Raw genomic sequence first — 21335 nt, forward strand, 5'->3', positions numbered from 1 at the left:
GCCCATGACCCAACCCGACGCGGCGGCAGGCTCCGGTTTCCGCCCCACCCACGTGGTGCCGTACGGCGGTCTGCCGGCCTGGGAGGCCCCTGACGCATCCCGGCCCACCGCCACCCTCGACCCCCTGCTGCCGGTGCAGCTGCTCTCCCGCCGCGGCGACTGGGGCGAGATCCTCTGCGGCAACGGCTGGTCCGCGTGGGTGGACGGCCGCCTCCTCGTCACCGTGCCGCAGCCGCCGGACACCGCGGACCGCCCGATCACCCGGGGCGGGGACCCGCGGCCGCTGCTGGCCCGCGCCGCCGGGGCCCTGGACCGCTACCGGGCCGCCGCGGCGGACCTCGCCGCCGGCACCTCGGACGCGGCGGCCTTCCGGGACGCGACCCGGGGGCTGCGCGCCGGCGTGGTCGTCGACGGCGAGCGGGTGTGGCTGTACGACGAGGCCACCGACCAGTGGTCGTACGGCGACGGGACCGGCCTCACCACCTTCGCGGCCGGCACCGCGCCCTCCCCCGAACAGCCGCCGGCCGCCGGCCCGGACCCCGCGGCCGCCACCGGCCGCGCCCCGACCCGCGTCACACCCCCCACGGACCCCGCCGGGGCGCGGTGAGGCCGGTGCGCTCGGGCGGGGCGCCGGCTGCGCGGCTTGGCTCCGGCCGGTGTCCGCTCAATCGCCGCTCGGGCTGGGTGGTGCGGCCCGGCTCCGCCAGGTGCTGCGGGGCTGCGCCCGGGCCCGCTCGATCGCCGCTCGGGCTGGAGTGGCCGGGCGGGGTGGGGCCGTGCGGGCCGGTGCGGGGGCGCATGTCCAGCCCCTCCGGCGTTTGAGGAGCGGGGTGCGGGGCGGAGCCCTGTGTGTCCGGGCGGGGCGCCGGCTGCGGGGCGTTGGCTTCGCCGGGGCTCGCTCAAGCGCCGCTCGGGCTGGGTGTGCGGCCCGGCTCCGCCAGGGTGGCCCCGGGGGTTCCGCCCGGGCCCGCTCAAGCCGCTCGGGTTGGGGCGGGCGGCCTGGCGGCAGTCACTCCGCGATCTCCGTGCGTTCCCACCACTCGTACACCGGCATCGGGCCCTCCGGACCCGGCTTGGCCCGCTTCGTGGCCCGGAAGTGCTCGTACCCGCCGCGGTGCCTGACCTTCACGTCCTCACCGTGGGCCGGGGTCTCGACGATGCGTTCCGGCAGGTCGTCGGGCCCGCCTTCGAGTGCAGCCTTGTGTGCCATGGCACCACTCTCGCCCCCGGCCGGGACGCCCGCACCTCGGCGCCCGCCCGTCAGGGCGACGGCCCGACCTCCCCGCGCCGGTGCACCGGCCGCGCCGCCAGCGCCCCCGTGAACCCGCCCACCGCGCCCCACACCAGCGCCAGTCCCACCGTGCGCGGCAGTTCCGGCAGCAGCTCCAGCCGGCCTCCCAGCCCGACGGCCTCGCCGATGCCGAACAGCGCCAGCCCGAACCGCGCCTGGACGGGCGCCAGCAGGCACACCGCCAGTACCCCCAGCGCCAGTGCCACCCCCAGGTGCAGGGCGTGCCGCCACGGGCCCACCCGGGCGGGGGAGCGCACCGCGGTCAGGCACCCGGCGGCGAACACCGCCAGCGCGGCCACGACGACCAGCCACCAGGCCCGCGGATCGCGCGCGGCCAGCGTCCCCACGTCCACCGCGCCCGGCCCGGGCGCCCGCAGGACCCCGTCCAGCGCCGTCGGCACCGGCAGCCCGAACGGCCGCTCCACCGCGCCGTGCCACGCCCCGCCCAGCCCCACCGTGAACGCCGGCCACACCAGGTTCGGCAAGCACAGCAGCAGTACCCCCAGCGTCTGGGCGGTCTGGCCCCGCGTCACCGCGACCACCAGGCCCACCACCGCGCCCAGGGCGACGTAACCCAGGAGCAGGACGACCACCGCGTACGCCGCCGGACGCACCGCTTCCTGGAAGCGCACCAACGCGGCCGGCAGCGGCGCGCGCCGCGACACCAGCAGGACCACCAGCAAGAGGCCCAGGATCCACAGCAGTCCGAACAGCAGCCCGGCCGCGAGGTCCGCCCGGAACCCCACGGTCGGGGCGGCGTCGACCACTTCCGCCAGCCGGCCGAGCGGGGAGTCCTCGGTGGACACGCCGAAGGTGTGGCGAGCGACCGCACCCAACCCCGTCAGCACCGCCAGCCACGACACCACCAGGGGTCCCGCGCGGCGCAGGAGTTCGCCCGGCCCGGTCACCGCCCGGCCGCGCAGCGGCCGCAGGAAGCACCACGCGACCGCCAGCGCCCCGGCCAGGGACACCGACAGCGGCATCACCGTCAGCGGGGCGTCGTCCCCCGTGAGGAACAAGGCCCCGCCGGACACCTCGACCACGCCGCCGGCCGCCAACACGACCACCGCGGCCACCACCCGGGGGAACGCCCCGTCGGGCAGACCGCCGGCGCCCGCGAACGCCAGTCCGGCGGAGGCGACCAGCAGCATCGCCGCATAGCCCGCCAGCACCGCGACCACGGCGTCGCGCCAGTACCGGATCACACCGCCACCCTAGGCAGCCCCGTCGCCGGGCCACCACCTGAACGGCCCACCGAATGGTGCGGGGGAGTGACGGTTGTCCGGAGACTGCCAGCAGGGCATGCGGCTCCGCACGCGCATGCCGGGGACACGTCCGGGGCGCGCCGCCCCGCCCCCGACGGCGACACGGCACCGCGCCGCGCCGCGGCGGGACTTCTCCCCACCGGAGGCCAACCGTGACGACGCAGCCCTCGGGCACTCCGCCGGCCGGGCGTCCCGCCGGGCCGCCCCCCGGACCCCTCTCGGGCGGCGGCCGGGGGCTCCCGCCGGCACCGCCACCCCCGCCTCCGCCCAGCCCCCCGGGCGGACCCCTCGGCCCGGGCGGCGCGGGCGGCCCGGCGGAGCCGGAGGGCCCGCGGCGCGGCCGGCGGGCCTGGTGGAGGTCCTGGCCCGGTCTGGCCGCCGTGACCGGCGCGCTCGCGATCGCCGTCGCCCTCTCGTTCGTGCTGACCCGGCCCGACGGCGGGCCGACCACCGGCGGCGAGCTCTACCTCCAACCGGCCTCGGCGGCCGGCCGCGACCCGTTCACCGAGTCCACCGCGACCGCCCCCGGCGAGCCGGAGCCCCGGCCGACCCCCAGCGGGCCGGCGACCCGCCTGCCCACCGGACCCGTCGCCACCCGCCCGGTGACCGGGGACCGGCCCGGCATCTACGGCGGCACCAGGGACACGGCCAGTTGCGACGTGGAGAAGCAGATACGGGTGCTCACCGCCCGGCCCCCGCTGAACCGCGCCTTCGCCGGGGCCCTGGGCATCGCCCCCGGCGCCGTCCCCGCCCACCTGCGCTCCCTCACCCCGGTACGGCTGCGGATGGACACCCGCGTCACCAACCACGGCTACCGGGACGGCCGCGCCGTCCCCTACCAGGCCGTGCTCGAAGCCGGAACGGCGGTCCTGGTCGACGACCGCGGCGTCCCCCGCGTGCGCTGCGCCTGCGGCAACCCGCTCGGCGAGCCGGTGCCGGTGCGACCCGGCTCGAAGCGCCGGGGGCAGCCCTGGCCGGCGTACCACCCGCAGGGCGTGGTGGTGATCGCCCCCGCCGGCAGGACCATCGACAAGCTGGTGATCTACGACCACCGGGAAGGGCGCTGGTTCGAGCGCGAGCACGGCGCGGCCCGGGGCCGCGAACCGGACCGTCCCGTACCGCCGCCGACGGGGCCGGTGACCCCGCAGACCCCGCAGGCGCCCGCACAGCCCCGATCCCCGCTGCCCCCACCCCCGCAGCCCCCGCCCCCGCTCACCCGCGAGCCTCGGACGCCCCAGCCGGTGACCACCCTGCCGGAGGTCGTACCCCCGTCCGACGCGGCGCCGTGGACACGGACCCCGTCGGGCCCGGAGGGTCCCCCGTCCGCCGCCTCCGCGGACGAGTCCACCCCACGGCCCGCCACCACCTCCGCCGCGGGCACGCCGACGCCGTCGTCCGCGGCCGGACGCACGGCCGGGCCGGGCCTCCTCGATCCCCGCGGCACCCCGCAGGCCCCGGCGCAGGCCCCATCGCCGTCCACATCCACGTCCACATCCACGTCCACATCCACGTCCACATCGACGTCCGCACCCGTGACCCCGCCGCCGGGTCCGCCGACGGCCGCCGACGGAGCCGGGTGACGGCCCTGGGAGCCTCAGGCGCCGGGGAGCCTCAGGCGCCCGTCAGGCGCCGCCGTCCCGCCGGGTACGTTCCAGCGAGGCGGCCACGTCCGCCAGGTCCTTCTCGATCGCCTTGGCCACCGCCCTGGCCCCCACCCCGCCGAGCAGCCGGGCCAGCAGCGGCAGCTTGCGGCCTTCCAGCGGGCGGGCCGCGAACGTCATCCGGACCGCCGTCCGCCCCGGCCCCCGCCCGGCCAGCCGGAACTCGGACTCGTAGCGCATGCCGGCGTTCTCGGCCTCGGTGACGTACCGCGAGGGGGCCTCGCACGCCGTCACCCACATCTCCTCGGTGGCGCTCTTCCCGAACATCCGCCGGGTCTCCCGCCAGCGCGTGCCCACCCCGAACGGCCCCGGGGTCAGCACCTCCACCGAGTCCACCCCACCGAGCACCAGGGGCATCGACTCCAGGTCCGTCAGCGCCTGCCATACCTCGTCCGCCGGCGCCGCGATCTCGCGCTCGACCGAAACCTCACGATCCGCCATGGTCGGATTGTCGCCCCGCACGCACCGCCGCACACCCCGCCGCGCGCGGCGCCGAAGGGTGAGACAGTGGCTGCATGGCCGACGAGGTCGACTGGCCCGCCCGTCCGGACCTGAGTCTCGCGCTCAACCGCATGGGCACCTTCGACTGGGACCTCGACAGCGGGCAGCTGCACCTGGACCCGACCGCTCTCGAGGTCTACGAGCTGTGCCCCGAGGACTACAGCGGCACACCGGACGGCCTGCGGCTGCGCATCCCGCCCGCCGAGGAGGCCCGCCTCGACGCCCGGGTCGCCCAGGCGCTCAAGGAGGGCCGCGACCACTTCGGCACCTACTTCCGCATCCGCCGCCGGGACGGCTCCCTGCGCTGGACCCACATCCAGGGCCACATCCTGCGCGACCCGGCCGGCCGCCCGTACCGGATCATCGGCGTGGTCCGGGACGCCGCGCTCGACCCGCGCGAACCGGGCGCACCGCGCGGCCAGGACGCGGTGCGCCGCCGGATGACCGGCGTGGTCGAACGCACCACGGCGATCCTGGCCCACGCCCGCACCGTCAACGACGTGACCGACGTCCTCAAGGACCCGGAGGCGCTCGGCCACCTGGGCGCGGTCAGCGTGATGCTCGGCATCGTCGACGGCGGCCGGATCCACCTGGTCGCCGAGGGCCAGCTCGGCTCCTACGTGCCCGAGATCGAGTACACCCGGATCGACGCGGCCTTCCCGATGAGCGAGGCCGTCCGCACCCTGCAACCCGTCTTCATCGCTTCGCGGGAGGAGTTCCAGGCCCGCTTCCCGCTGCTGTGGCCGTACATCGAGCCGCTGTCGGTCCGCAGCGGCGTCTACCTGCCGCTGATCGCCCAGGGCCGCCCGATCGGCGCGCTCGGCCTGCTCTACACCCGCGAGGCCGACTTCACCACGGAGGAGCGCAACCTGCTGGTCGCCCTCGGCAGCGGCATCGCGCAGAGCCTCCAGCGGGCCATGCTCTACGAGCAGGAGCACGACCTGGCGGAGGGCCTCCAGCGGGCGATGCTGCCGCGCCGCATCCCCGCCGTGCCGGGCGCCACGATCGCCGTGCGGTACCGCGCCGCGCGGATGGGCCGCGACATCGGGGGCGACTGGTACGACGTCATCCCGCTCGGCGACGGCCGGGTCGGGGTGATGATCGGTGACGTCGAGGGTCACGACACCGACGCCGCGGCGGTCATGGGCCAGTTGCGGATCGTCCTGCGCGCGTACGTGACCGAGGGCCACACCCCCGGCACCGCGATGACCCGGGCGTCCGCCTTCCTCCGGGAGCTGGACACGGAACGCTTCGCCACCTGCACCTACGCCGAGGTCGACCTCAACAGCGGGGTGGCGCAGCTGGTCCGGGCCGGTCACCTCGACCCGGTGGTCCGGCGCGGCGACGGCACCTGCCACCGGATCCCGGTGGCCGGCGGGCTCCCGCTGGGCCTCTCCCAGGGCCGCCCGGGCAGCGGGTCCGGCTACCCGGTCAGCAGCCTGGAACTCCACCCGGGCGACACCATGCTGCTGTGCACGGACGGGCTGGTCGAACGCCCGGGAGCCGACCCCGACACCGGCATGCACGCGTTCATGCGGGCGGTCGGCGACGGCCCGCACGACGTGGAGGAACTCGCCGACCACCTGCTCGACCTGGTCGGCGAGGCGGGCGGCGGGGACGACGTGGCGCTGCTCCTGCTGCGCCGCCGCGGCAGCCCGGCGCCGCGCGGCAGCGGCCCGCTCCGTCAGCGGCTCGCCCCGGGAGACCCGGACGGCCCGGCCGCCGGCCGGCACCTGATCCGCGCCGCGGCCGCCGCCTGGGGCGTACGGGACCGGGCGGACGAGATCGAGCTGGCCGCGGACGAGCTGATGACCAACGCCCTGGTGCACACCGAGGGCGGCGGCCTGCTCAGCCTGCGGCTGACCCCGGACGGGCGGGTCCGGGTCGAGGTCGAGGACTCCTCCAGCGCGCTGCCGCACCGGCGGGAGGCCGGGGACTGGGCGGTCTCGGGGCGCGGCCTGATGCTCGTGGACCGGCTGTCGGACGGCTGGGGGGTCGAGCCCAGGGGCGGCGGCAAGTGCGTGTGGTGCGAGTTCGCCGTGCCGCCCGCCCCCGCCGTGCCGCCGCGCCCAGCCGTGTCGCAGCCCGCCGCCGTGTCATCCGATGCCGTGTCGTCGGTCCCCGTGTCGTCGATTCCCGTGTCGTCCGCCCCCGGCGCGCCGGAGCGGCCCGATGGTCAGCCCACCGGCACGTAGCCGGCCGGGGCGAGGCGCAGCCGGGCCTGCTGCATGGCCGAGACCTTCCGTACGAAGACCAGCGCGAGCACGGCGGCCGGGAGCAGCAGCACGTCCTCGGCGAGGGCCAGACCGGTGGCGGTGCGCGCCCAGTGCGGCACGTCCTGGTCCAGCAGCCGGGCCCCGAGGGCCAGGAGGGCGGTCGCCTCCGCGCTGACCCAGAGGAACCACCAGGCCGCGACGGGCGCCACGGAGGCCGGGGGCCGCCCGGTGCCGGCGGGCGGCGGGCCGCTCGCGGCCCAGATGCCGAGCGCGGTGCGGAACGGCAGCCACCAGCACACCACCGGGACGTACCAGCCGCCGGCCGCCCATCCCGCGCCGTGGCGGAACCGGTAGGGCTCGAACAGCCCGGCGTTGACCCGCACCCGGTGGAACCACAGGGTGAACACCGCGGCGGTGACCAGCAGCAGGGCGCCCTGGATCACGCCGGTGAAGGAGTTGAGGTCGTACGAGCCGTAGGCGGAGGCGCCACCGACGGGCATGAGGCCCGCGTCCGGCGGGAGTTCACGGAACAGCAGGAACCCGGTGACCGCGGCCGGCAGGGCGGCGAGCGCGTTGGCGGCCAGCAGCACGCCGAGGGCCGTCTCCACGTTGCCGCCGGGACGCAGCCGGGGCGCGGGGCGGCCGGGCCGCGAGGACGGGGCGGGGTGCGGGGGCGGCACAAGAGGGGCGGGCGGCCCGGGCGGGGCCGTGGGCGGCGCCGGCGGGGGAGGGGCGTACCACTGAGGCGGCTGCCCGGACGTCGGCTGCCCGTACGTCGGCTGCCCGTACGTCGGCTGCCCGTACGGCTCCTGCCGGTACGGCTCCTGCCCGTACCGGGGAGGCGGGCCGGCGGAGTGGAACGACATGGTGAGGACCCCCGGGGACTTCGGACGTGCGCTGTGGGGTGACCCTACGTCAGTCCGCCGGCGCGCCCGCGCCGGGCTACGTCCGGCCGGTCAGCACTCCCCGCGCCAGCGGGCGCCGGTCAGGGTGATGTTGTCCCAGTTGATCTTGTAGACGCCGGGGCCGGGGTTGTAGTGCAGGCAGACCCCGTGGGTCCCGCCGCCGTACCGGTAGGTCTGCTGGATGTGGTCGGCCCCCGGGTAGGGGTTGCCGTTGTTGAACGTGGACTGGACGTTGTAAATGGTCCCGGACCAGTTGCCCGGCGTGCTCAGCAGCAGGGTCCCGGTCTGGTTCTCGCCGGAGTAGGCGCAGAAGTTGCCCTTGGGGCAACCGGGCGGGTTCGGCTCCGCGGAGGCGGTCGGAGCGGTGGCCATGACGGCGGCGAACGCGGCGGTGGCGGCGAACGCGCCGAGGACTCGGGTGCGCACGATGAGGTTCCCCCTTCTTGTGCGGTGGTGCTCGTCGGTCGTCGAGCGCGGCCGACGCTACCCAACCCGGCGCGGCAATTTCATCGGATTGGCGGCCAATGGCTGAAGCAAGGGGGTGGTGACCGGTTTGCTGCCTTGTGTCCTCGTGTGCCGACCGTCCTGACTAAACGATCCTGCACGGGTGTCGACCCTCCGTCCGCTCCTGGGCACCACCCTGCTGCCCCTCCTCCTGCTCGCCCCCGCCACCGCGCACGCGGCCGACGGGATCGAGACCGACCGCACCAGCCGGCCGCTGGCCCCCGGGGTCCGCCTGGAGTCCTACGACCGGCTCGAAGCCGACCGCTGGCTGCGCGTGGACGAGCTGCGGGTGGACCTCGCCGCCGCCGGCGTCGCCGTCGAGTACCTCGGCGGCCCCGCCACCGTCGCCGAGGCCGCCGCCCGCCACCGGGCCGCCACCGGCCGCCGCGTGCTCGCCGCCGTGAACGGCGACTTCTTCGACATCCGCCGCACCGGAGCCCCGCTCGGCCCCGGCCTCGCCGCCGGCCGGCTCCTGCACGCCCCGGCCCGCGGCGCCGGTGCCGCCGTCGGGTTCGGCCCCGGCGGCCGCGGCCGCGTCCTCCGGCTCGCCCTCGAGGGCGAGGTCACCCTGCCCGGCGGCGCCGTCCGCCCGCTCACCGGCTTCAACTCCGCCCGTCCCCCCGCCAGGGGCATCGCCGCCTACACCGCCGACTGGACCGGGGCCCTGCTGCCGGCCGGATCCCGCGCCGAGGCCGACGTACGGGACGGCCGCGTCACCGCCGTCCGCTCCGGGCCGGACGGCGGCACCCCGCCCCGGGGCGTCACCCGGCTCACCGCCCGGGACGCCGCGGCCGCCGCCGACCTGGAAGCCCTCCGCCCGGGCGACCGGGTACGGGTCGCCGCGGGCCTGGCCGCCGCCGACGCCCGGCCGGTGCCCCGGTCGGCCATCGGCGGCCGGGAACCCCTGGTCGTCGCGGGGAAGCCGCGCGACCACGACCGGGTGCGCAACAACCACCCGGCCCCGCGCACCGCCGTCGGCTTCTCCGGCGACGGCCGGAGCCTGCGGATCCTCACCGTCGACGGCCGCCAGCGGGACAGCGGCGGCCTCACCCTGACCGCCCTCGGCCGGCTGCTCCGCGATCTCGGCGCCCACGACGCCCTCAACCTCGACGGCGGCGGCTCCACCACCCTGCTCGCCACCCGCCCCGGCGAGGACGCGCTGGTCCTGGAGAACTCACCGTCCGACGGCAGTCCCCGGAGGGTCCCCAACGGGCTTGCGCTGACCGTCCCGGCGGGTTCGGGCCGGGCCACCGGCTTCCTGGTGGAGGCGGTCGCCGGAACCACCCGGGTCTTCCCCGGGCTGAGCCGCACCCTGACCGCCACCGGCCATGACGAAACGTTTGGCCCGGCCCCCGTCGCCGGCCCCGAGTGGTGGACCACCCCCGGCAGCGCCGGCCGTGTCGGCCCCGACGGCGTGTTCCGCGCCGACCGCACGGGAGCGGCCCTGGTCCACGCCGGACGCACACCCGCCGACGGCGGGATCCGGCTGTCCGTGCTGCGCCCGCTCACCCGTGTCGAACCCTCCGCCGACCGCCTCGCCTTCGCGGGCCCGGCCGACGAGACCACCCTCCGGCTCACCGGGTACGACGCGGACGGCGCCGCCGCCCCCGTGGAACCGCGCGACGTCCGCTGGCAGTACGACCCGGCCCGCTGGCGGGTGGTCGACGACGGCCGGGGCGGATTCACCGTCACCGCACTGGCCGCGCACGGCTCCGGGCTGCTCCGCGCGACCGTCCCCGCCACCGGTGCCACCACCTGGGTCCGGGTCGGCGTGGGCCTGGCCGACACCGCCGTGGAGGACTGGGACGTCGAACCCGGCTGGAGCGGCCCCGGCACCAAAACGGCCGCCGGACACACCGGTACGGGGATCCGGGTGGCCGGAGGCGAATCCGAGGCCCGGCCGCCCCGCCCGCTGCCGCTGCCCGGCTCGGTGCGCCGCCTCCACCTGTGGGCGCGGGCCGACGGACCGGCCCCCGCGGCCCCGCTGCTCCACCTGACCGACCGCCACGGCGCCGAACTCACCCTGCGCGGGCCCGCCGTGGAGCCCGGCACCGGATGGACCCGTACGGAGGTACCGGTACCCGCGGGGGCCGCCGGGCCCCTGACCCTGGAAGGGCTGGGCTCCACCACCCCCCTCGTCGTGGACACCCTCACCGCCGAATCCGCCCCGGGCCCTGCCGTCCCGCTGGGCCCGCCCGGGGCACCCCCGGCCCGGCCGTACCGCGACCGGCTGCTGACCGGCCCCGCGCAGATCCGGGCCCGGCCCTGGAGGTTCGCGATCCTGCCGGCCGGCCGCACCCCGGCCGAGGTCCGGCAGGCGCTGGCCCGCGCCCGTGCCGAGCACGTCGACTTCGTCCTCGGCGGGCCGGCGGGGACCGCCGCCGCGCCGGGCCGTACCGCACTGACGGGCCCGGACCGGCCGGGAGCCTTCCGCCCGGTGCCCGGCGGCGGCGCCTTCCGCCACCGGGGCGTGCGGTTCCTCCGCCTGGACACCACCCGGCCCACCCTGGCCGGCGGCGGCCTGACCCGGCTGCGGGCGCTGCGCGCGGAGCTCGCCGCGGCCGCGCGCGACCCCGGCACCGGCGCGCTGGCCGTCGTACAGGACCACGCCGGACCGGAGCTCGTGGACCGCAAGGAGACGGCGGCCCGGACCCGGCTGCTGGAGGAGTTCCGGCGTACGACGGGCAAGGGCGCGGCGGTGATCACCCTGGACGCGCCCCGCTCCGCGGCGGGCCGCACCGAGGGGGTGCTCTCCTACGCGGCGGCCCCGACCCGCTGGGCCCTGGTGGGCGCGGACGCCTTCGCCGGACGGGGCGCCCGCCCGGCGGGCGCGGACGCGGGCACGGACTGGCTCGCGGTGCACGAGCGGCCGCTGTCGGCGGCCCGGGAGTCCGCGGCCGCCGGGGGCGTCGCCGGCCCCACGCCGGGCGAGACCCGCGGTGCGGTACGCGGTGCGGTACGCGGCGCGGCACCCGGAGCCTCCGCGGAACGGGACGAGCCCGCCGTCACAGCCGTACGACGGTGACCTCGGTGGCCTTCACGCTGGTCCAGACGGGCACGCCCTCCGCCAGGCCCAGCTCGGCGGCGGCCTGCGGGGTGATCTCCGCGACCAGCGCCGGAGCCTCGGACGAGGTCACCAGGACCCGCAGCCGGCTGCCCACCGCGGTGAGCTCGCGGACCGTGCCCGACCAGACGTTGCGCGGGCTGCCGCCGGGGCGTTCCCGGTGCACCGACACGGCCTCCGGCGCGATGATCGCCAGGGTGGGCGCGCCGCCGTCCACCGGGTCGGCGACCACCAGGTGGCCGCCGCCCTCCAGGTCCACGCCGTCCCCGGAGCCCGTTCCGGGCCAGGCGTTCCGCCCGAGCATGCGGGCCACCCACGGGGAACGCGGATGCCGGGTCACCTCGGCGGGCGGGGCGTCCTGCAGTGCCCGCCCGTCGGCCAGCAGCAGCACCCGGTCGGCCAGGGACACCGCCTCCACCGGGTCGTGGGTGACGATCAGGCAGACCCCGCCGAACCCGGCCAGGTGACCCCGCAGGGTGTGCCGGACGTGCGTACGGGTGGTCTGGTCGAGGGCCGCGAGCGGCTCGTCCAGCAGCAGCAGCCGCGGCCGCGAGGCCAGCGCGCGCGCCAGCGCCACCCGCTGGGCCTGCCCGCCGGACAGCTGGCCGGGCCTGCGGTGCGCGAGGGCGCCGACGCCGAGCCGGTCCAGCCACGCCTGCGCCTCGCGGCGGGCCTCGGCGCGCGGCACGCCGCGGGCGCGCAGCCCGTACGCGGTGTTGGCGAGCGCGGTCAGGTGGGGGAACAGCGCCCCGTCCTGGGGGACCCAGGCCACCTGACGGCGGTGCGGGGGGAGGTCGGTGACGTCGGTGCCGCCGAGCCGCAGCCGGGCGTGGGCGCGCGGGGTCAGGCCGAGCAGCGCGCGCAGCAGGGTGGTCTTGCCGGCGCCGTTCTCCCCGACCACGGCGATGGTGGTGCCCCCGGGGGCGTCGAGGGTGAGCTCGTTGAACCCGGTCACCTCGGCGTGCAGCGGCCAGCGCTCGGCGGCCGGGGCGGCCCCGGGCGACGGCTCGTCCCGCGGGGAGGCCGCGGCGGGCGAGGCGGGCCCGGCGGGCCCGGCGGACGCGGCGCCCGTGCCGCCCGCGGCCTCCACGGCGTCCCGGGCCGCCGGCTCACCGGCCGGGGCGGGGACCGTGGCCGCCCGACGGCCGGCCGGGGCGGCGGTCCAGCGGCCGCGCAGCGCGACCAGGACCGCCATGGCGATGGCCAGCAGCAGCAGGGACAGCGAGGTGGCGGCGTCGGGCTGGTCCTGGAGCAGCAGGTAGACCTGGAGCGGGAGGGTCTGCGTGGTGCCCGGCAGGTTGCCGGCGAAGGTGATGGTCGCGCCGAACTCGCCCAGCGCCCGGGCCCAGGTGAGCGCGGCTCCGGCGATCAGGCCCGGCGCCACCATCGGGAGGGTGACCGTACGGAACACCCGGAACGGTCCGGCCCCGAGCGAGGCGGCGGTCTCCTCGTAGCTCTGGCGCAGGCCGCCGAGCGCCCCTTCCAGGCTGATCACCAGGAACGGCATGGCCACGAAGGTGGCGGCGACCACGGCGCCCGAGGTGTGGAACGGCAGCGTGATGCCGAAGGTGCCCTCCAGCCAGGGCCCGAGCAGCCCGCGCCGTCCGAACCCGAGGAGCAGCGCCACCCCGCCCACCGTGGGCGGCAGCACCATGGGCAGCAGGACCAGCGAGCGGACCAGCGCCTTGCCGGGGAAGTCCACGCGGGCCAGCAGCCAGGCCAGGGGCACGCCCAGCAGCAGGGACAGGCCGAGGGCCCAGAAGGAGACCACCAGCGAGAGCTTGAGGGCCTCGACGACGCCCGGGGTCGTCAGGTGCTGCCCCAGCCGGGCCCAGTCGGTGCGGGCCAGGATGCCGATCAGCGGCAGCAGCAGGAACGCGATGGCGAGCACCGCGGGCACGGCGAGGGCGAGGGGCGCGCGGGGGCCGGTGCGTTCGGCGCCTCGGCGGGTTGTGGGCATCACGGGTCCTGGAGGTGGTGGCGGTGCGGTCGGGGTTCTGGGGCGGGTACGGCGCGGCCGGGGGCGGGAACGGCGGAGCGGGGCTGCCCGTCCCCCCGGACCGGACAGCCCCGCCCCCCTTCCCCCCGGGCCGGGACTACGGCTGCTGGAAGCCCGCGTCCTGGAGGATCCTCTGCGCTTCGGGGCCGCTCAGCCAGGCCACGAACGCGGCCGCGGCGTCGGCGTTCTTCGAGGCCTTCAGGGCGGCGGCCGGGTAGGAGGCGACGGCGTTCTGCGCGTCCGGGATCTCCACGGCCGCGACCTTGTCCCCGGCCTTGGCGGCGTCGGTCCTGTAGACGAGGCCGGCGTCGGCCTCGCCGAGCTCGACCTTGCTGAGCACGGCGCGGACGTTCGGCTCCTGGGAGACCGGCTTCACCTCGACCTTCTGGGCGTCGAGGATCTGCTTGCTGTAACGCCCGACCGGTACCTCGGGCGCGGCCAGGACCACCTTCAGCTTGGTGTCGGCGAGGTCCTTCAGGGCGCCGACCTTGTGCGGGTTGCCCTTGCCGGTGGCGATCACCAGGCGGTTCTTTGCGATCACGGCCGGGGTGCCGGTCTCGGCCTTCAGACCGTCCATGGTCCTGGTGTCCGCGGTGACCAGCGCGTCGGCCGGGGCCCCCTGCCTGACCTGGGCGGCGAGCTCCTGGGAGCCGGCGAAGGAGAAGGTGATGCTGGTGCCGGGGTGGGACTTCTCGTACGCGGCACCGGCCGTCTTGAAGACGTCCGTCAGCGAGGAGGCGGCGAGCACGGTCAGGGAGACGCTCTTCGGGGCGGCCGAGGACGGCGCGCCCGACTTCCCGTCGGCGGCCCCGTCGGCGGAGCCCCCGCCGGAGCAGGCGGCGAGCGGCACCAGCAGGGCCGCCGACAGCAGGGCGGTGGCGGCACGGCGGGTGGGGAACAGGGGCGACTTCGTGGACATGGGCGGAGCACTCCGATGTGGGTGGGGCGGCGGGCCCGGCGGGCGGGCCGGCCGCGGGCCGGGCCGCGGCCGGCGGGCGCGCGGACTCAGGCGCGGTCGATGTGGACGCTGGTGGACTTCACGCGGGCGGTCGCCCGCATCCCGACCTCCAGACCGAGTTCCTCGACCGCCTCCCGGGTGAGCAGGGAGACCAGCCGGTGCGGACCGGCCTGGATCTCGACCTGCGCGGAGATCTCGCCGAGCTTGACGGCGGTGACGATCCCGGGGAAGGAGTTGCGGACCGAGGTGTACGGCTCGTCGTCCTCGGCGTGGGCGTCCTGGCCCACCTCGATGGAGAAGGCGGCCAGGTCCCGGCCGTCGATGAGCCGTCGGCCGTTGTCGTCGCGGTGGGTCGCGACCCGGCCGGCGTCGGCCCAGCGGCGCGCGGTGTCGGGGCTGACGCCGAGCAGACGCGCCGCCTGACCGATGGTGTAGGACTGCATGTGCGACAAGGTAGGCGCAGGTGAGCCGCATGTGCAATTCTCTTGGATGATATGCATGGCAGATGCCAAGCGTGTTGTCGCATCAGCCGAAATGGGCTTCGGCCTCCGGGCGCAGGATCGCTAGAGTGCGGTCATGGCAGCCACGGGAAACGAACAGACATCGGCGCGGGTCGACGCCTGGATCTGGGCGGTGCGCCTGACCAAGACCCGCTCCATCGCGGCGGCGGCCTGCCGCGCCGGCCACGTGCGCGTCAACGGCGACCGGGCCAAGCCCGCGCAGACGGTCAAGCCGGGCGACGAGGTGCGGCTGTTCCACGAGGGCCGCGAGCGCAGGGTCGTGGTCCGCCAGACCCTGAGCAAGCGCGTCGGCGCCCCGGTGGCGGCGGAGGCCTACGTCGACCACAGCCCGCCGCCGCCCACCCGCGTGGAGGCGGCGGCCACCGGCCTCCGCGACCGCGGAAGTGGCCGCCCCACCAAGCGCGACCGGCGGGAACTGGACCAGCTGCGCGGCCACTGAACCCCGGCGGCCCGCTCCGCGGACCGCCGCCCGTCACCGCGCGTCGAACACCGCCTGCAACGCGTCCCCCGTGGGAGCGATGACGAGCGCGCCTTCCCGGAGCTCCGCGGGAAGGTGCCCGCGTTCCTCCTCGTGGAAGATCAGCGCGCCACCGTCCTGGGGGACGATCGAGGCTCCCAGCGCCGCCGCCAGCCGGGCGAGCACGCCGAGCATCGCGCCCCGCGCGAAGTGCGTCGCGGTCACGCACGACATGCCGGCCTCGTCCGAGGACGCGTGGTAGAGGTCCGCCGCACCCCCGTCCTCCGCGCGGACCTGGGAGAAGCCCTCCTCCAGGCCGCCCACCACCAGGTAAGGCCCCGTCACCTCGCGGAACCGTTCGGCGTCCAGGGAGGCGACCTCGCCGTCCACGAACCGGAGCAGGAAGACGCTGTAACTCACCGGCACACTCTGCCATCGGCATGATCCGCCGGACGGGCCGGGGACGCCGGAGCCCGGCCGGACGGGGGGCGCGGCCGCCGGTCAGGCCTTGCGGTAGCCGTACGCCTCGGCGGCCGACGCCACGACCGCCTCCAGGGGAGCCCCGGCCGAGGCGGTCACCAGCGCGGAGACCGCCCCCTCCAGGAACGGGGCGTCCACCAGCCGGGCCCCCGCCGGGAGCTCCTCCTCCGCCAGCAGCGACTTCACCGTCAGCACCGAACTGCCCAGGTCCGCCAGGAGCGCCACCCCGGCCCCGCGGTCCACCGCCATCGCCGCCGCGACGATCAGGTCGGCGCTGGTGCCCAGGCCGCCCTCCGCCGTACCACCGGCCGCGGCGAGCGGCGCCACCGGGCCGCCGGCCGCCAGTCCGCGGGCCAGGTCCGCCACCGCCTCCGCCACGCGCGCGCTGTGCGACACCAGCACGATGCCGACCAGCGGCTCGGACCCGCTCATGCCGCCGCCCCCTCTCCGTCCCCGTCCGCTCCCGCCACCTCGGCCAGCGCGCCGAGCAGCAGCGCCGACGAGGTCGCCCCCGGGTCCTGGTGCCCGGCGCTGCGCTCCCCGAGGTAGCTGGCCCGGCCCTTGCGGGCCACCAGCGGTACGGTCGCCAGCGCCCCGTTCGCCGCCGCCTCCGCCGCCGCGCGGTAGGAGGTGCCGAGCGCGGCGACGCCCGGAACCAGCGCGTCCAGCATCGTCTTGTCACCGGGAGCCGCCCCGCCCAGCTGCGCGACCGCGGCCACACCGGCGTGCAGGGCCCTCCGCAGCTCCTCGTCCGAGACCTCGGGCGCCGCGCCCAGCTCCTTGCCGGCCCGGCGCAGCAGAGTCCCGTACAACGGGCCGGAGGCCCCGCCGACCGTGGAGATCAGCGTCCGCCCGGCCAGCTGGAGCACCTCCCCGGGCGCCGCCGGTTCCGCCGCGTCCAGCTCCCGCGACACCGCCCGGAAGCCGCGCAGCAGGTTGCTGCCGTGGTCGGCGTCCCCGATGGGGGAGTCGAGCTGCGTCAGGTGGTCCGCGTCGCGTTCCACCACGGCCGTCGCGGCCGTCATCCACCGCCGGAAGAACCCTGCGTCCCGCACCGTCGATCTCCTCCCGTCACCGGCCAGCTGCCCACACTCTAGGACGGCCCGCGGTCACCGGCCCCAGCGCAGCGCGGCGGTCTGCACGGGCGCGTCCCACAGCCCCAGCAGCTCCTCGTCGACCCGGCACAGGGTCAGCGAACACCCGGCCATGTCCAGGGAGGTGACGTAGTTGCCGACGAGCGAGCGGGCCACCGGCACGCCGCGTGCCTCCAGCACCCGCCGCACCTCCGCGTTGAAGCCGTACAGCTCCAGCAGCGGCGTCGCCCCCATGCCGTTGACCAGGGCGAGCACCGGCCCCGGCGGCAGCTCCGCCAGCACGGCCTCCACCGCCAGTTCCGCGATCTCCCGCGCCGGCACCACCGGACGCCGTTCCCGTCCCGGCTCGCCGTGGATCCCGATGCCCAGTTCCATCTCGCCCTCGGGCAGCTCGAAGGTGGGGCTGCCCTTCGCCGGGGTGGTGCAGGCGGTCAGCGCGACACCGAAGCTGCGCGAGGACTCGTTGACCTTGCGGGCCAGGGCCGCCACCCGTTCGAGCGGCGCACCCTCCTCGGCGGCGGCCCCAGCGATCTTCTCCACGAACAGGGTGGCGCCGGTGCCGCGCCGCCCGGCCGTGTACAGGCTGTCGACCACCGCGACGTCGTCGTCGACCAGGACCCGCTCGACCCGGATCCCGTCCTCCTCGGCGAGTTCGGCGGCCATCTCGAAGTTGAGCACGTCGCCGGTGTAGTTCTTGACCACGAACAGCACGCCCCGGCCGCCGTCGACCGCCGCGGCCGCCTCCACCATCTGCTGCGGCACGGGGGACGTGAAGACCTCCCCGGGGCAGGCGGCCGACAGCATCCCGTACCCCACGAACCCGCCGTGCAGCGGCTCGTGCCCCGACCCGCCGCCGGACACCAGCCCCACCCGCCCGGGCCCGGGCGCGTCCCGCCGCACCACCAGCCGCCGCTCGACGTCCACCACGAGGTCGGGGTGGGCGGCCGCCATCCCCCGCAGCGCGTCGGCGACCACCGTCTCCGGGGTGTTGATCAGCATCTTCAAGGCGACTCCTCGTATGGCCGGACGAGCAGGACGGCGTGGGTGTCGGCCGGTCGCGACCGGGCAGAAGCGACTGGGCGGACGCGGCCGGGCAGCAGCGAGCGGACGGCCGCACGGGCCAGTCTCGCGCAGATCCACCGCGCGGGCAGTGTTCACCCGCCGTTGACCGCCACCCCCCGGCGAGTTCGCCGACGGCTGCGAAGGTCCGGCTCGTCAGTCGGATACTCGGAGGTAACGTCCTTGAAGCCCCTACGTGTTGCCCAGTGGACCGGCGCAACGACCGGCGCCCTGGCCGTCGTTCTCGGCCTCTCCTCGCCCGCCGCCCCCGCGACCACCCGCCAGGAGACCCCCCGCCAGGAGGCCCCCCTGCACCAGGCCCCCCGGCACCAGGCCCTGCCCGCCGTCACCGCGGTGGCCGAGACCCCCGCCCTGCACGACGACGAGGCCGGCGGCAACGCCGACGCCGACGACCCCGCCATCTGGCGCAACCCGGCCGACCCGGCGCGCAGCCTGGTCGTCGCCACCGCCAAGGAGGGCGGCCTGCGCGTCTACGACCTGCGGGCCCGTCAGGTCCAGTCCGTCGCGGCCCCCGCCGCGCCCGGCCCGGACCACGCGCCCGGCCGGTTCAACAACGTGGACCTGCTCCAGGGCCTGCGCCTGCCGGCCGGCCGGAGCGACATCGCCGTGGTCAGCGACCGCGGCAACGACCGCCTGCGCTTCTACCGGATCGACCCCTCCCGCCCGGGCGGCCCCCTCACCGACGTGACGGACCCCGCCGCGGCCCGGATCTTCTCGGCCGACCAGGCCGAGACCGACGAGCAGCGCACCGCCTACGGCCTGGCCACCTGGAGCGACCGGGCCACCGGGCGGTCCTACGCGCTGGTCAGCCGGCGCAGCACCACCGCCGTCGCCCTCCTGGAGATCAAGACCACCGCCGCCGGGACGGTCCGCTACGACCTGGTGCGCCGCATCGAACTGCCGTCCGCCTTCACCATGCCCGACGGCGGCCGCTGGACCCCCTGCGGCGAGCCGGGCGAACTCCCGCAGGTCGAGGGCATGGTCGTCGACCCCGACGACGGCACCCTGTACGCGGGCCAGGAGGACGTCGGCATCTGGCGCATGCGCGCCGACCTCACCGGCACCCCCGTCCTGATCGACCGGGTCCGCGAGTACGGCGTACCGGCCACGTACGACGAGACCACCGAGGAGTGCACCCCCGGCCGGGACCCCGGCTTCGGCGGCGAGCACCTGTCGGCGGACGTCGAAGGCCTCACGATCTACCGCGAGGACGACGGCGACGGCTACCTGATGGCCTCCAGCCAGGGCGACGACACCTTCGTCCTCTACGACCGCGAGACGGACGAGGGCAACGAGCACGAGGGCGGCTTCCGGATCACCGACGGCCGGCCCGGCGCCCCCGACGGCGTCCAGGAGTGCGACGGCGCCGCCGTGCTCAACGCCCCGCTCGGCCCGCTGTTCCCGCGCGGCCTGCTCGTCGTCCAGGACGGCCGGAACACCCCGGCGGTCCCCGACGGGGAGGGCGGGGAGCGCGACGACACCGACTTCAAGTTCGTCGACCTCGGCGCCCTCGAGGACGCCGCCGACCTCTAGGGCGTCCCTTCGGCCCGGTCCGGCCCCCGCGCGCCCTGCTCCGACCGTCCCAGCGGGGGTGTGAAACGCGCCCCGTGCGGTTATGCGAAGGAAGGCAATCCCGCATACCGGAAGAAAAGGGGCAGCAGTGGAGCAGCGCAGCGAGGTGACCCGCTCCCGCATCGGGCTGCACGTGAACGGCGAACGCTACGAGACCGAGGTGGACCACCGGGTCACGCTCCTCGACCTGCTGCGCGAAGGCCTCGGCCTGACCGGCGCCAAGAAGGGCTGCGACCACGGCCAGTGCGGTGCCTGCACCGTCCTGGTCGGCGGCCGCCGGGCCAACGCCTGCCTGCTGCTCGCCGTCGCCCAGGACGGGGCCGAGGTCACCACGGTGGAGGGCCTCGGCTCCGCCACGGGCGGACCCGGCACGCACCCCCTGCAGGAGGCGTTCCTCGAACGGGACGCCTTCCAGTGCGGCTACTGCACCCCCGGCCAGCTCTGCTCCGCCGCCGGCATGCTCGCCGAGGCCGCTGGCGACCCCGAAGGAGTGAACCTCACCCGCGCCGAGGTCGCCGAGCGGCTCAGCGGCAACCTGTGCCGCTGCGGGGCCTACCCGCGCATCGTCGACGCCGTCCTGGACGTCGCGGCCGGCGGCGGGGTGGTCGCGTGAAGCCCTTCGCCTACGTCCGCGCCGGCAGCGTCACCGAGGCCCTCACCGCCCACGGCGGCCGCCCCGGCTCCCGCTACCTCGGCGGCGGCACCAACCTCGTCGACCTGATGAAGCTCGGCGTGGAACGGCCCGAGACCCTCGTCGACCTCACCCGGCTGCCGCTCGACGATGTCGAGGAGACCGCGGACGGCGGCCTCCGCATCGGCTCCGGCGTCCGCAACAGCGACCTGGCCGCCCACCCCCTCGTCCGCACCCGCTACCCCGCGGTCACCCAGGCCCTGCTGGCCGGCGCCTCCGGTCAGCTGCGCAACATCGCCACCACCGGCGGCAACCTGCTCCAGCGCACCCGCTGCGCCTACTTCCAGGACCCCGCCAAACCCTGCAACAAGCGGGAGCCCGGCACCGGCTGCGGCGCCCGCGACGGCATCCACCGCGACCACGCCGTCCTCGGCCACTCCGCCCACTGCATCGCCACCCACCCCTCCGACCTGGCCGTGGCCCTCGCCGCCCTCGACGCCCACGTGGAACTCCAGGGCCCCGGCGGCATCCGCACCGTGCCCGTGACCGGCCTGCACCGGCTGCCGGACGCGGAACCCCAGCGGGACACCGTCGTGGCACCCGGCGAGATCCTCACCGCCGTCCTGCTCCCGCCGGAGACCGCCGGCCTGCCCTCCCGCTACCGCAAGGCCCGCGACCGCGCCTCGTACGCCTTCGCCCTGGCCTCCGCCGCCGCCGTACTCGACACCGACGGCGGCCGCGTGCGCCACGTGGCGCTCGCCTTCGGAGGCCTGGCCCACCGGCCCTGGCGGGCCACCACCGCCGAGGAACTGCTGCTCGGCACCGAACCCACCGAGGACGCCGTCCGCCGGGCCGTCGACGCCGAACTCGCCCGGGCCGAACCGCTGCGCGACAACGCCTTCAAGGTGCCGCTGGCCCGCAACCTCGCCCGCGACCTGCTGAACGCCCTCGCGGCAGGCCCCCGCACCTGACCCCGCCCGCACCCGACCCCGCCCGCACCTGACCCCGCCCCGCACCTGACCCCGCTCGCGCGGCGCCGGCCCGCGACCCCCGCCCGAGCGGGAGCCGCCAGAGCGCCCCGCCCCGCCCGCCGCCCCCGTCCCCCGTCGACCCGCCCCGGGCCGACCACGTCCCGC

20 protein-coding genes are annotated in these 21335 nt (G+C 76.9%); 8 read left to right on the forward strand and 12 right to left on the reverse strand.

Going from position 1 to position 21335, the window contains the following annotated elements:
• Positions 1–4: 4 nt before the first annotated feature.
• Positions 5–607 carry a hypothetical protein gene (locus tag ACFY61_RS12085; protein WP_389470321.1) on the forward strand — a complete coding sequence of 201 codons (603 nt, stop codon included), beginning with the start codon at positions 5–7 and terminating at the stop codon, positions 605–607.
• Between the two features lie 402 nt (positions 608–1009).
• Here the strand turns inward: ACFY61_RS12085 and ACFY61_RS12090 are convergent, their stop codons facing one another.
• Both ACFY61_RS12090 and ACFY61_RS12095 read right to left on the reverse strand, forming a co-directional pair.
• Complete coding sequence (locus ACFY61_RS12090) at positions 1010–1210, reverse strand: DUF5988 family protein (RefSeq protein ID WP_389470324.1); 201 nt, start codon at positions 1208–1210, stop codon at positions 1010–1012.
• Between the two features lie 50 nt (positions 1211–1260).
• Positions 1261–2496 (reverse strand): streptophobe family protein, encoded by a 1236-nt coding sequence (locus ACFY61_RS12095; protein WP_389470327.1) that lies wholly within the window; start codon positions 2494–2496, stop codon positions 1261–1263.
• Between the two features lie 440 nt (positions 2497–2936).
• Here ACFY61_RS12095 and ACFY61_RS12100 point away from each other — a divergent pair, with 440 nt between their 5' ends.
• Positions 2937–4136, forward strand: coding sequence for a DUF6777 domain-containing protein (locus ACFY61_RS12100; RefSeq protein WP_389470330.1), 1200 nt, complete (start codon positions 2937–2939; stop codon positions 4134–4136).
• Positions 4137–4178: 42 nt separating this feature from the next.
• On the opposite strand, the gene ACFY61_RS12105 is transcribed toward ACFY61_RS12100, so the two are convergent.
• On the reverse strand, positions 4179–4658 hold the full coding sequence (locus ACFY61_RS12105) for an SRPBCC family protein (RefSeq protein WP_389470333.1): 480 nt from the start codon (positions 4656–4658) through the stop codon (positions 4179–4181).
• Between the two features lie 74 nt (positions 4659–4732).
• Here ACFY61_RS12105 and ACFY61_RS12110 point away from each other — a divergent pair, with 74 nt between their 5' ends.
• Positions 4733–6913, forward strand: a complete 2181-nt coding sequence (locus ACFY61_RS12110) for a SpoIIE family protein phosphatase (protein WP_389470336.1) — start codon at positions 4733–4735, stop codon at positions 6911–6913.
• Here ACFY61_RS12110 and ACFY61_RS12115 read toward each other — a convergent pair.
• Both ACFY61_RS12115 and ACFY61_RS12120 read right to left on the reverse strand, forming a co-directional pair.
• Complete coding sequence (locus ACFY61_RS12115; protein WP_389470338.1) at positions 6895–7800, reverse strand: DUF4328 domain-containing protein; 906 nt, start codon at positions 7798–7800, stop codon at positions 6895–6897. The two genes, ACFY61_RS12110 and ACFY61_RS12115, sit on opposite strands and share 19 nt — an antisense overlap.
• A 90-nt stretch (positions 7801–7890) precedes the next feature.
• Positions 7891–8265 (reverse strand): peptidase inhibitor family I36 protein, encoded by a 375-nt coding sequence (locus ACFY61_RS12120; protein ID WP_389470340.1) that lies wholly within the window; start codon positions 8263–8265, stop codon positions 7891–7893.
• Positions 8266–8446: 181 nt separating this feature from the next.
• Here ACFY61_RS12120 and ACFY61_RS12125 point away from each other — a divergent pair, with 181 nt between their 5' ends.
• Entirely contained in the window at positions 8447–11368 is a 2922-nt protein-coding gene (locus ACFY61_RS12125; protein ID WP_389470343.1) for a phosphodiester glycosidase family protein, read from the forward strand.
• On the opposite strand, the gene ACFY61_RS12130 is transcribed toward ACFY61_RS12125, so the two are convergent.
• From ACFY61_RS12130 to ACFY61_RS12140, 3 genes are all read right to left on the reverse strand, one after another.
• Positions 11349–13367 (reverse strand): ABC transporter permease, encoded by a 2019-nt coding sequence (locus ACFY61_RS12130; protein WP_389470346.1) that lies wholly within the window; start codon positions 13365–13367, stop codon positions 11349–11351. The two genes, ACFY61_RS12125 and ACFY61_RS12130, sit on opposite strands and share 20 nt — an antisense overlap.
• A gap of 136 nt (positions 13368–13503) precedes the next feature.
• Positions 13504–14325, reverse strand: a complete 822-nt coding sequence (modA, locus tag ACFY61_RS12135; protein ID WP_389470349.1) for a molybdate ABC transporter substrate-binding protein — start codon at positions 14323–14325, stop codon at positions 13504–13506.
• Positions 14326–14411: 86 nt separating this feature from the next.
• Complete coding sequence (locus ACFY61_RS12140; protein WP_389470351.1) at positions 14412–14807, reverse strand: molybdopterin-binding protein; 396 nt, start codon at positions 14805–14807, stop codon at positions 14412–14414.
• 133 nt (positions 14808–14940) lie between these two features.
• On the opposite strand from ACFY61_RS12140, the gene ACFY61_RS12145 reads away from it, so the two are divergent.
• Positions 14941–15324, forward strand: a complete 384-nt coding sequence (locus ACFY61_RS12145) for an RNA-binding S4 domain-containing protein (RefSeq protein WP_389470353.1) — start codon at positions 14941–14943, stop codon at positions 15322–15324.
• Positions 15325–15357: 33 nt separating this feature from the next.
• On the opposite strand, the gene ACFY61_RS12150 is transcribed toward ACFY61_RS12145, so the two are convergent.
• The 4 genes from ACFY61_RS12150 to dhaK form a co-directional block, all read right to left on the reverse strand.
• Positions 15358–15762, reverse strand: coding sequence for a hypothetical protein (locus ACFY61_RS12150; protein ID WP_389470354.1), 405 nt, complete (start codon positions 15760–15762; stop codon positions 15358–15360).
• A gap of 81 nt (positions 15763–15843) precedes the next feature.
• Positions 15844–16254, reverse strand: coding sequence for a PTS-dependent dihydroxyacetone kinase phosphotransferase subunit DhaM (locus tag ACFY61_RS12155; protein ID WP_389470357.1), 411 nt, complete (start codon positions 16252–16254; stop codon positions 15844–15846).
• Positions 16251–16877 (reverse strand): dihydroxyacetone kinase subunit DhaL, encoded by a 627-nt coding sequence (dhaL, locus tag ACFY61_RS12160; protein WP_389470359.1) that lies wholly within the window; start codon positions 16875–16877, stop codon positions 16251–16253. The genes ACFY61_RS12155 and dhaL overlap by 4 nt, the downstream gene beginning before the upstream one ends.
• 54 nt (positions 16878–16931) lie before the next feature.
• On the reverse strand, positions 16932–17921 hold the full coding sequence (dhaK, locus tag ACFY61_RS12165) for a dihydroxyacetone kinase subunit DhaK (protein WP_389470362.1): 990 nt from the start codon (positions 17919–17921) through the stop codon (positions 16932–16934).
• A gap of 237 nt (positions 17922–18158) precedes the next feature.
• Between dhaK and ACFY61_RS12170 the strand changes: the two genes are divergently transcribed.
• From ACFY61_RS12170 to ACFY61_RS12180, 3 genes are all read left to right on the forward strand, one after another.
• The gene (locus ACFY61_RS12170; protein ID WP_389470364.1) at positions 18159–19529 is read left to right on the forward strand and encodes a phytase; all 1371 of its coding nucleotides are present in this window, start codon (positions 18159–18161) and stop codon (positions 19527–19529) included.
• Between the two features lie 82 nt (positions 19530–19611).
• Complete coding sequence (locus ACFY61_RS12175; protein WP_389470366.1) at positions 19612–20181, forward strand: (2Fe-2S)-binding protein; 570 nt, start codon at positions 19612–19614, stop codon at positions 20179–20181.
• A complete protein-coding gene (locus tag ACFY61_RS12180) occupies positions 20178–21170 on the forward strand; it encodes an FAD binding domain-containing protein (protein ID WP_389470369.1) in 993 nt (330 codons plus the stop codon). Before ACFY61_RS12175 ends, ACFY61_RS12180 begins: the two co-directional genes overlap by 4 nt.
• Positions 21171–21335 lie beyond the last annotated feature (165 nt).

Origin of the sequence: Streptomyces sp. NPDC012888 (assembly GCF_042900645.1) — a bacterium.
GTDB lineage: Bacteria > Actinomycetota > Actinomycetes > Streptomycetales > Streptomycetaceae > Streptomyces.

Bases quoted from the DNA above. Each gene is read 5' to 3' on its own strand.
- ACFY61_RS12130 (WP_389470346.1), bottom strand. From the start codon at position 13,367: ATGCCCACAACCCGCCGAGGCGCCGAACGCACCGGCCCCCGCGCGCCC.
- ACFY61_RS12105 (WP_389470333.1), bottom strand. From the start codon at position 4,658: ATGGCGGATCGTGAGGTTTCGGTCGAGCGCGAGATCGCGGCGCCGGCG.
- ACFY61_RS12140 (WP_389470351.1), bottom strand. From the start codon at position 14,807: ATGCAGTCCTACACCATCGGTCAGGCGGCGCGTCTGCTCGGCGTCAGC.
- ACFY61_RS12090 (WP_389470324.1), bottom strand. From the start codon at position 1,210: ATGGCACACAAGGCTGCACTCGAAGGCGGGCCCGACGACCTGCCGGAA.
- ACFY61_RS12085 (WP_389470321.1), top strand. From the start codon at position 5: ATGACCCAACCCGACGCGGCGGCAGGCTCCGGTTTCCGCCCCACCCAC.
- ACFY61_RS12145 (WP_389470353.1), top strand. From the start codon at position 14,941: ATGGCAGCCACGGGAAACGAACAGACATCGGCGCGGGTCGACGCCTGG.
- ACFY61_RS12155 (WP_389470357.1), bottom strand. From the start codon at position 16,254: ATGAGCGGGTCCGAGCCGCTGGTCGGCATCGTGCTGGTGTCGCACAGC.
- ACFY61_RS12110 (WP_389470336.1), top strand. From the start codon at position 4,733: ATGGCCGACGAGGTCGACTGGCCCGCCCGTCCGGACCTGAGTCTCGCG.
- ACFY61_RS12175 (WP_389470366.1), top strand. From the start codon at position 19,612: ATGCGAAGGAAGGCAATCCCGCATACCGGAAGAAAAGGGGCAGCAGTG.
- modA (WP_389470349.1), bottom strand. From the start codon at position 14,325: ATGTCCACGAAGTCGCCCCTGTTCCCCACCCGCCGTGCCGCCACCGCC.
- ACFY61_RS12115 (WP_389470338.1), bottom strand. From the start codon at position 7,800: ATGTCGTTCCACTCCGCCGGCCCGCCTCCCCGGTACGGGCAGGAGCCG.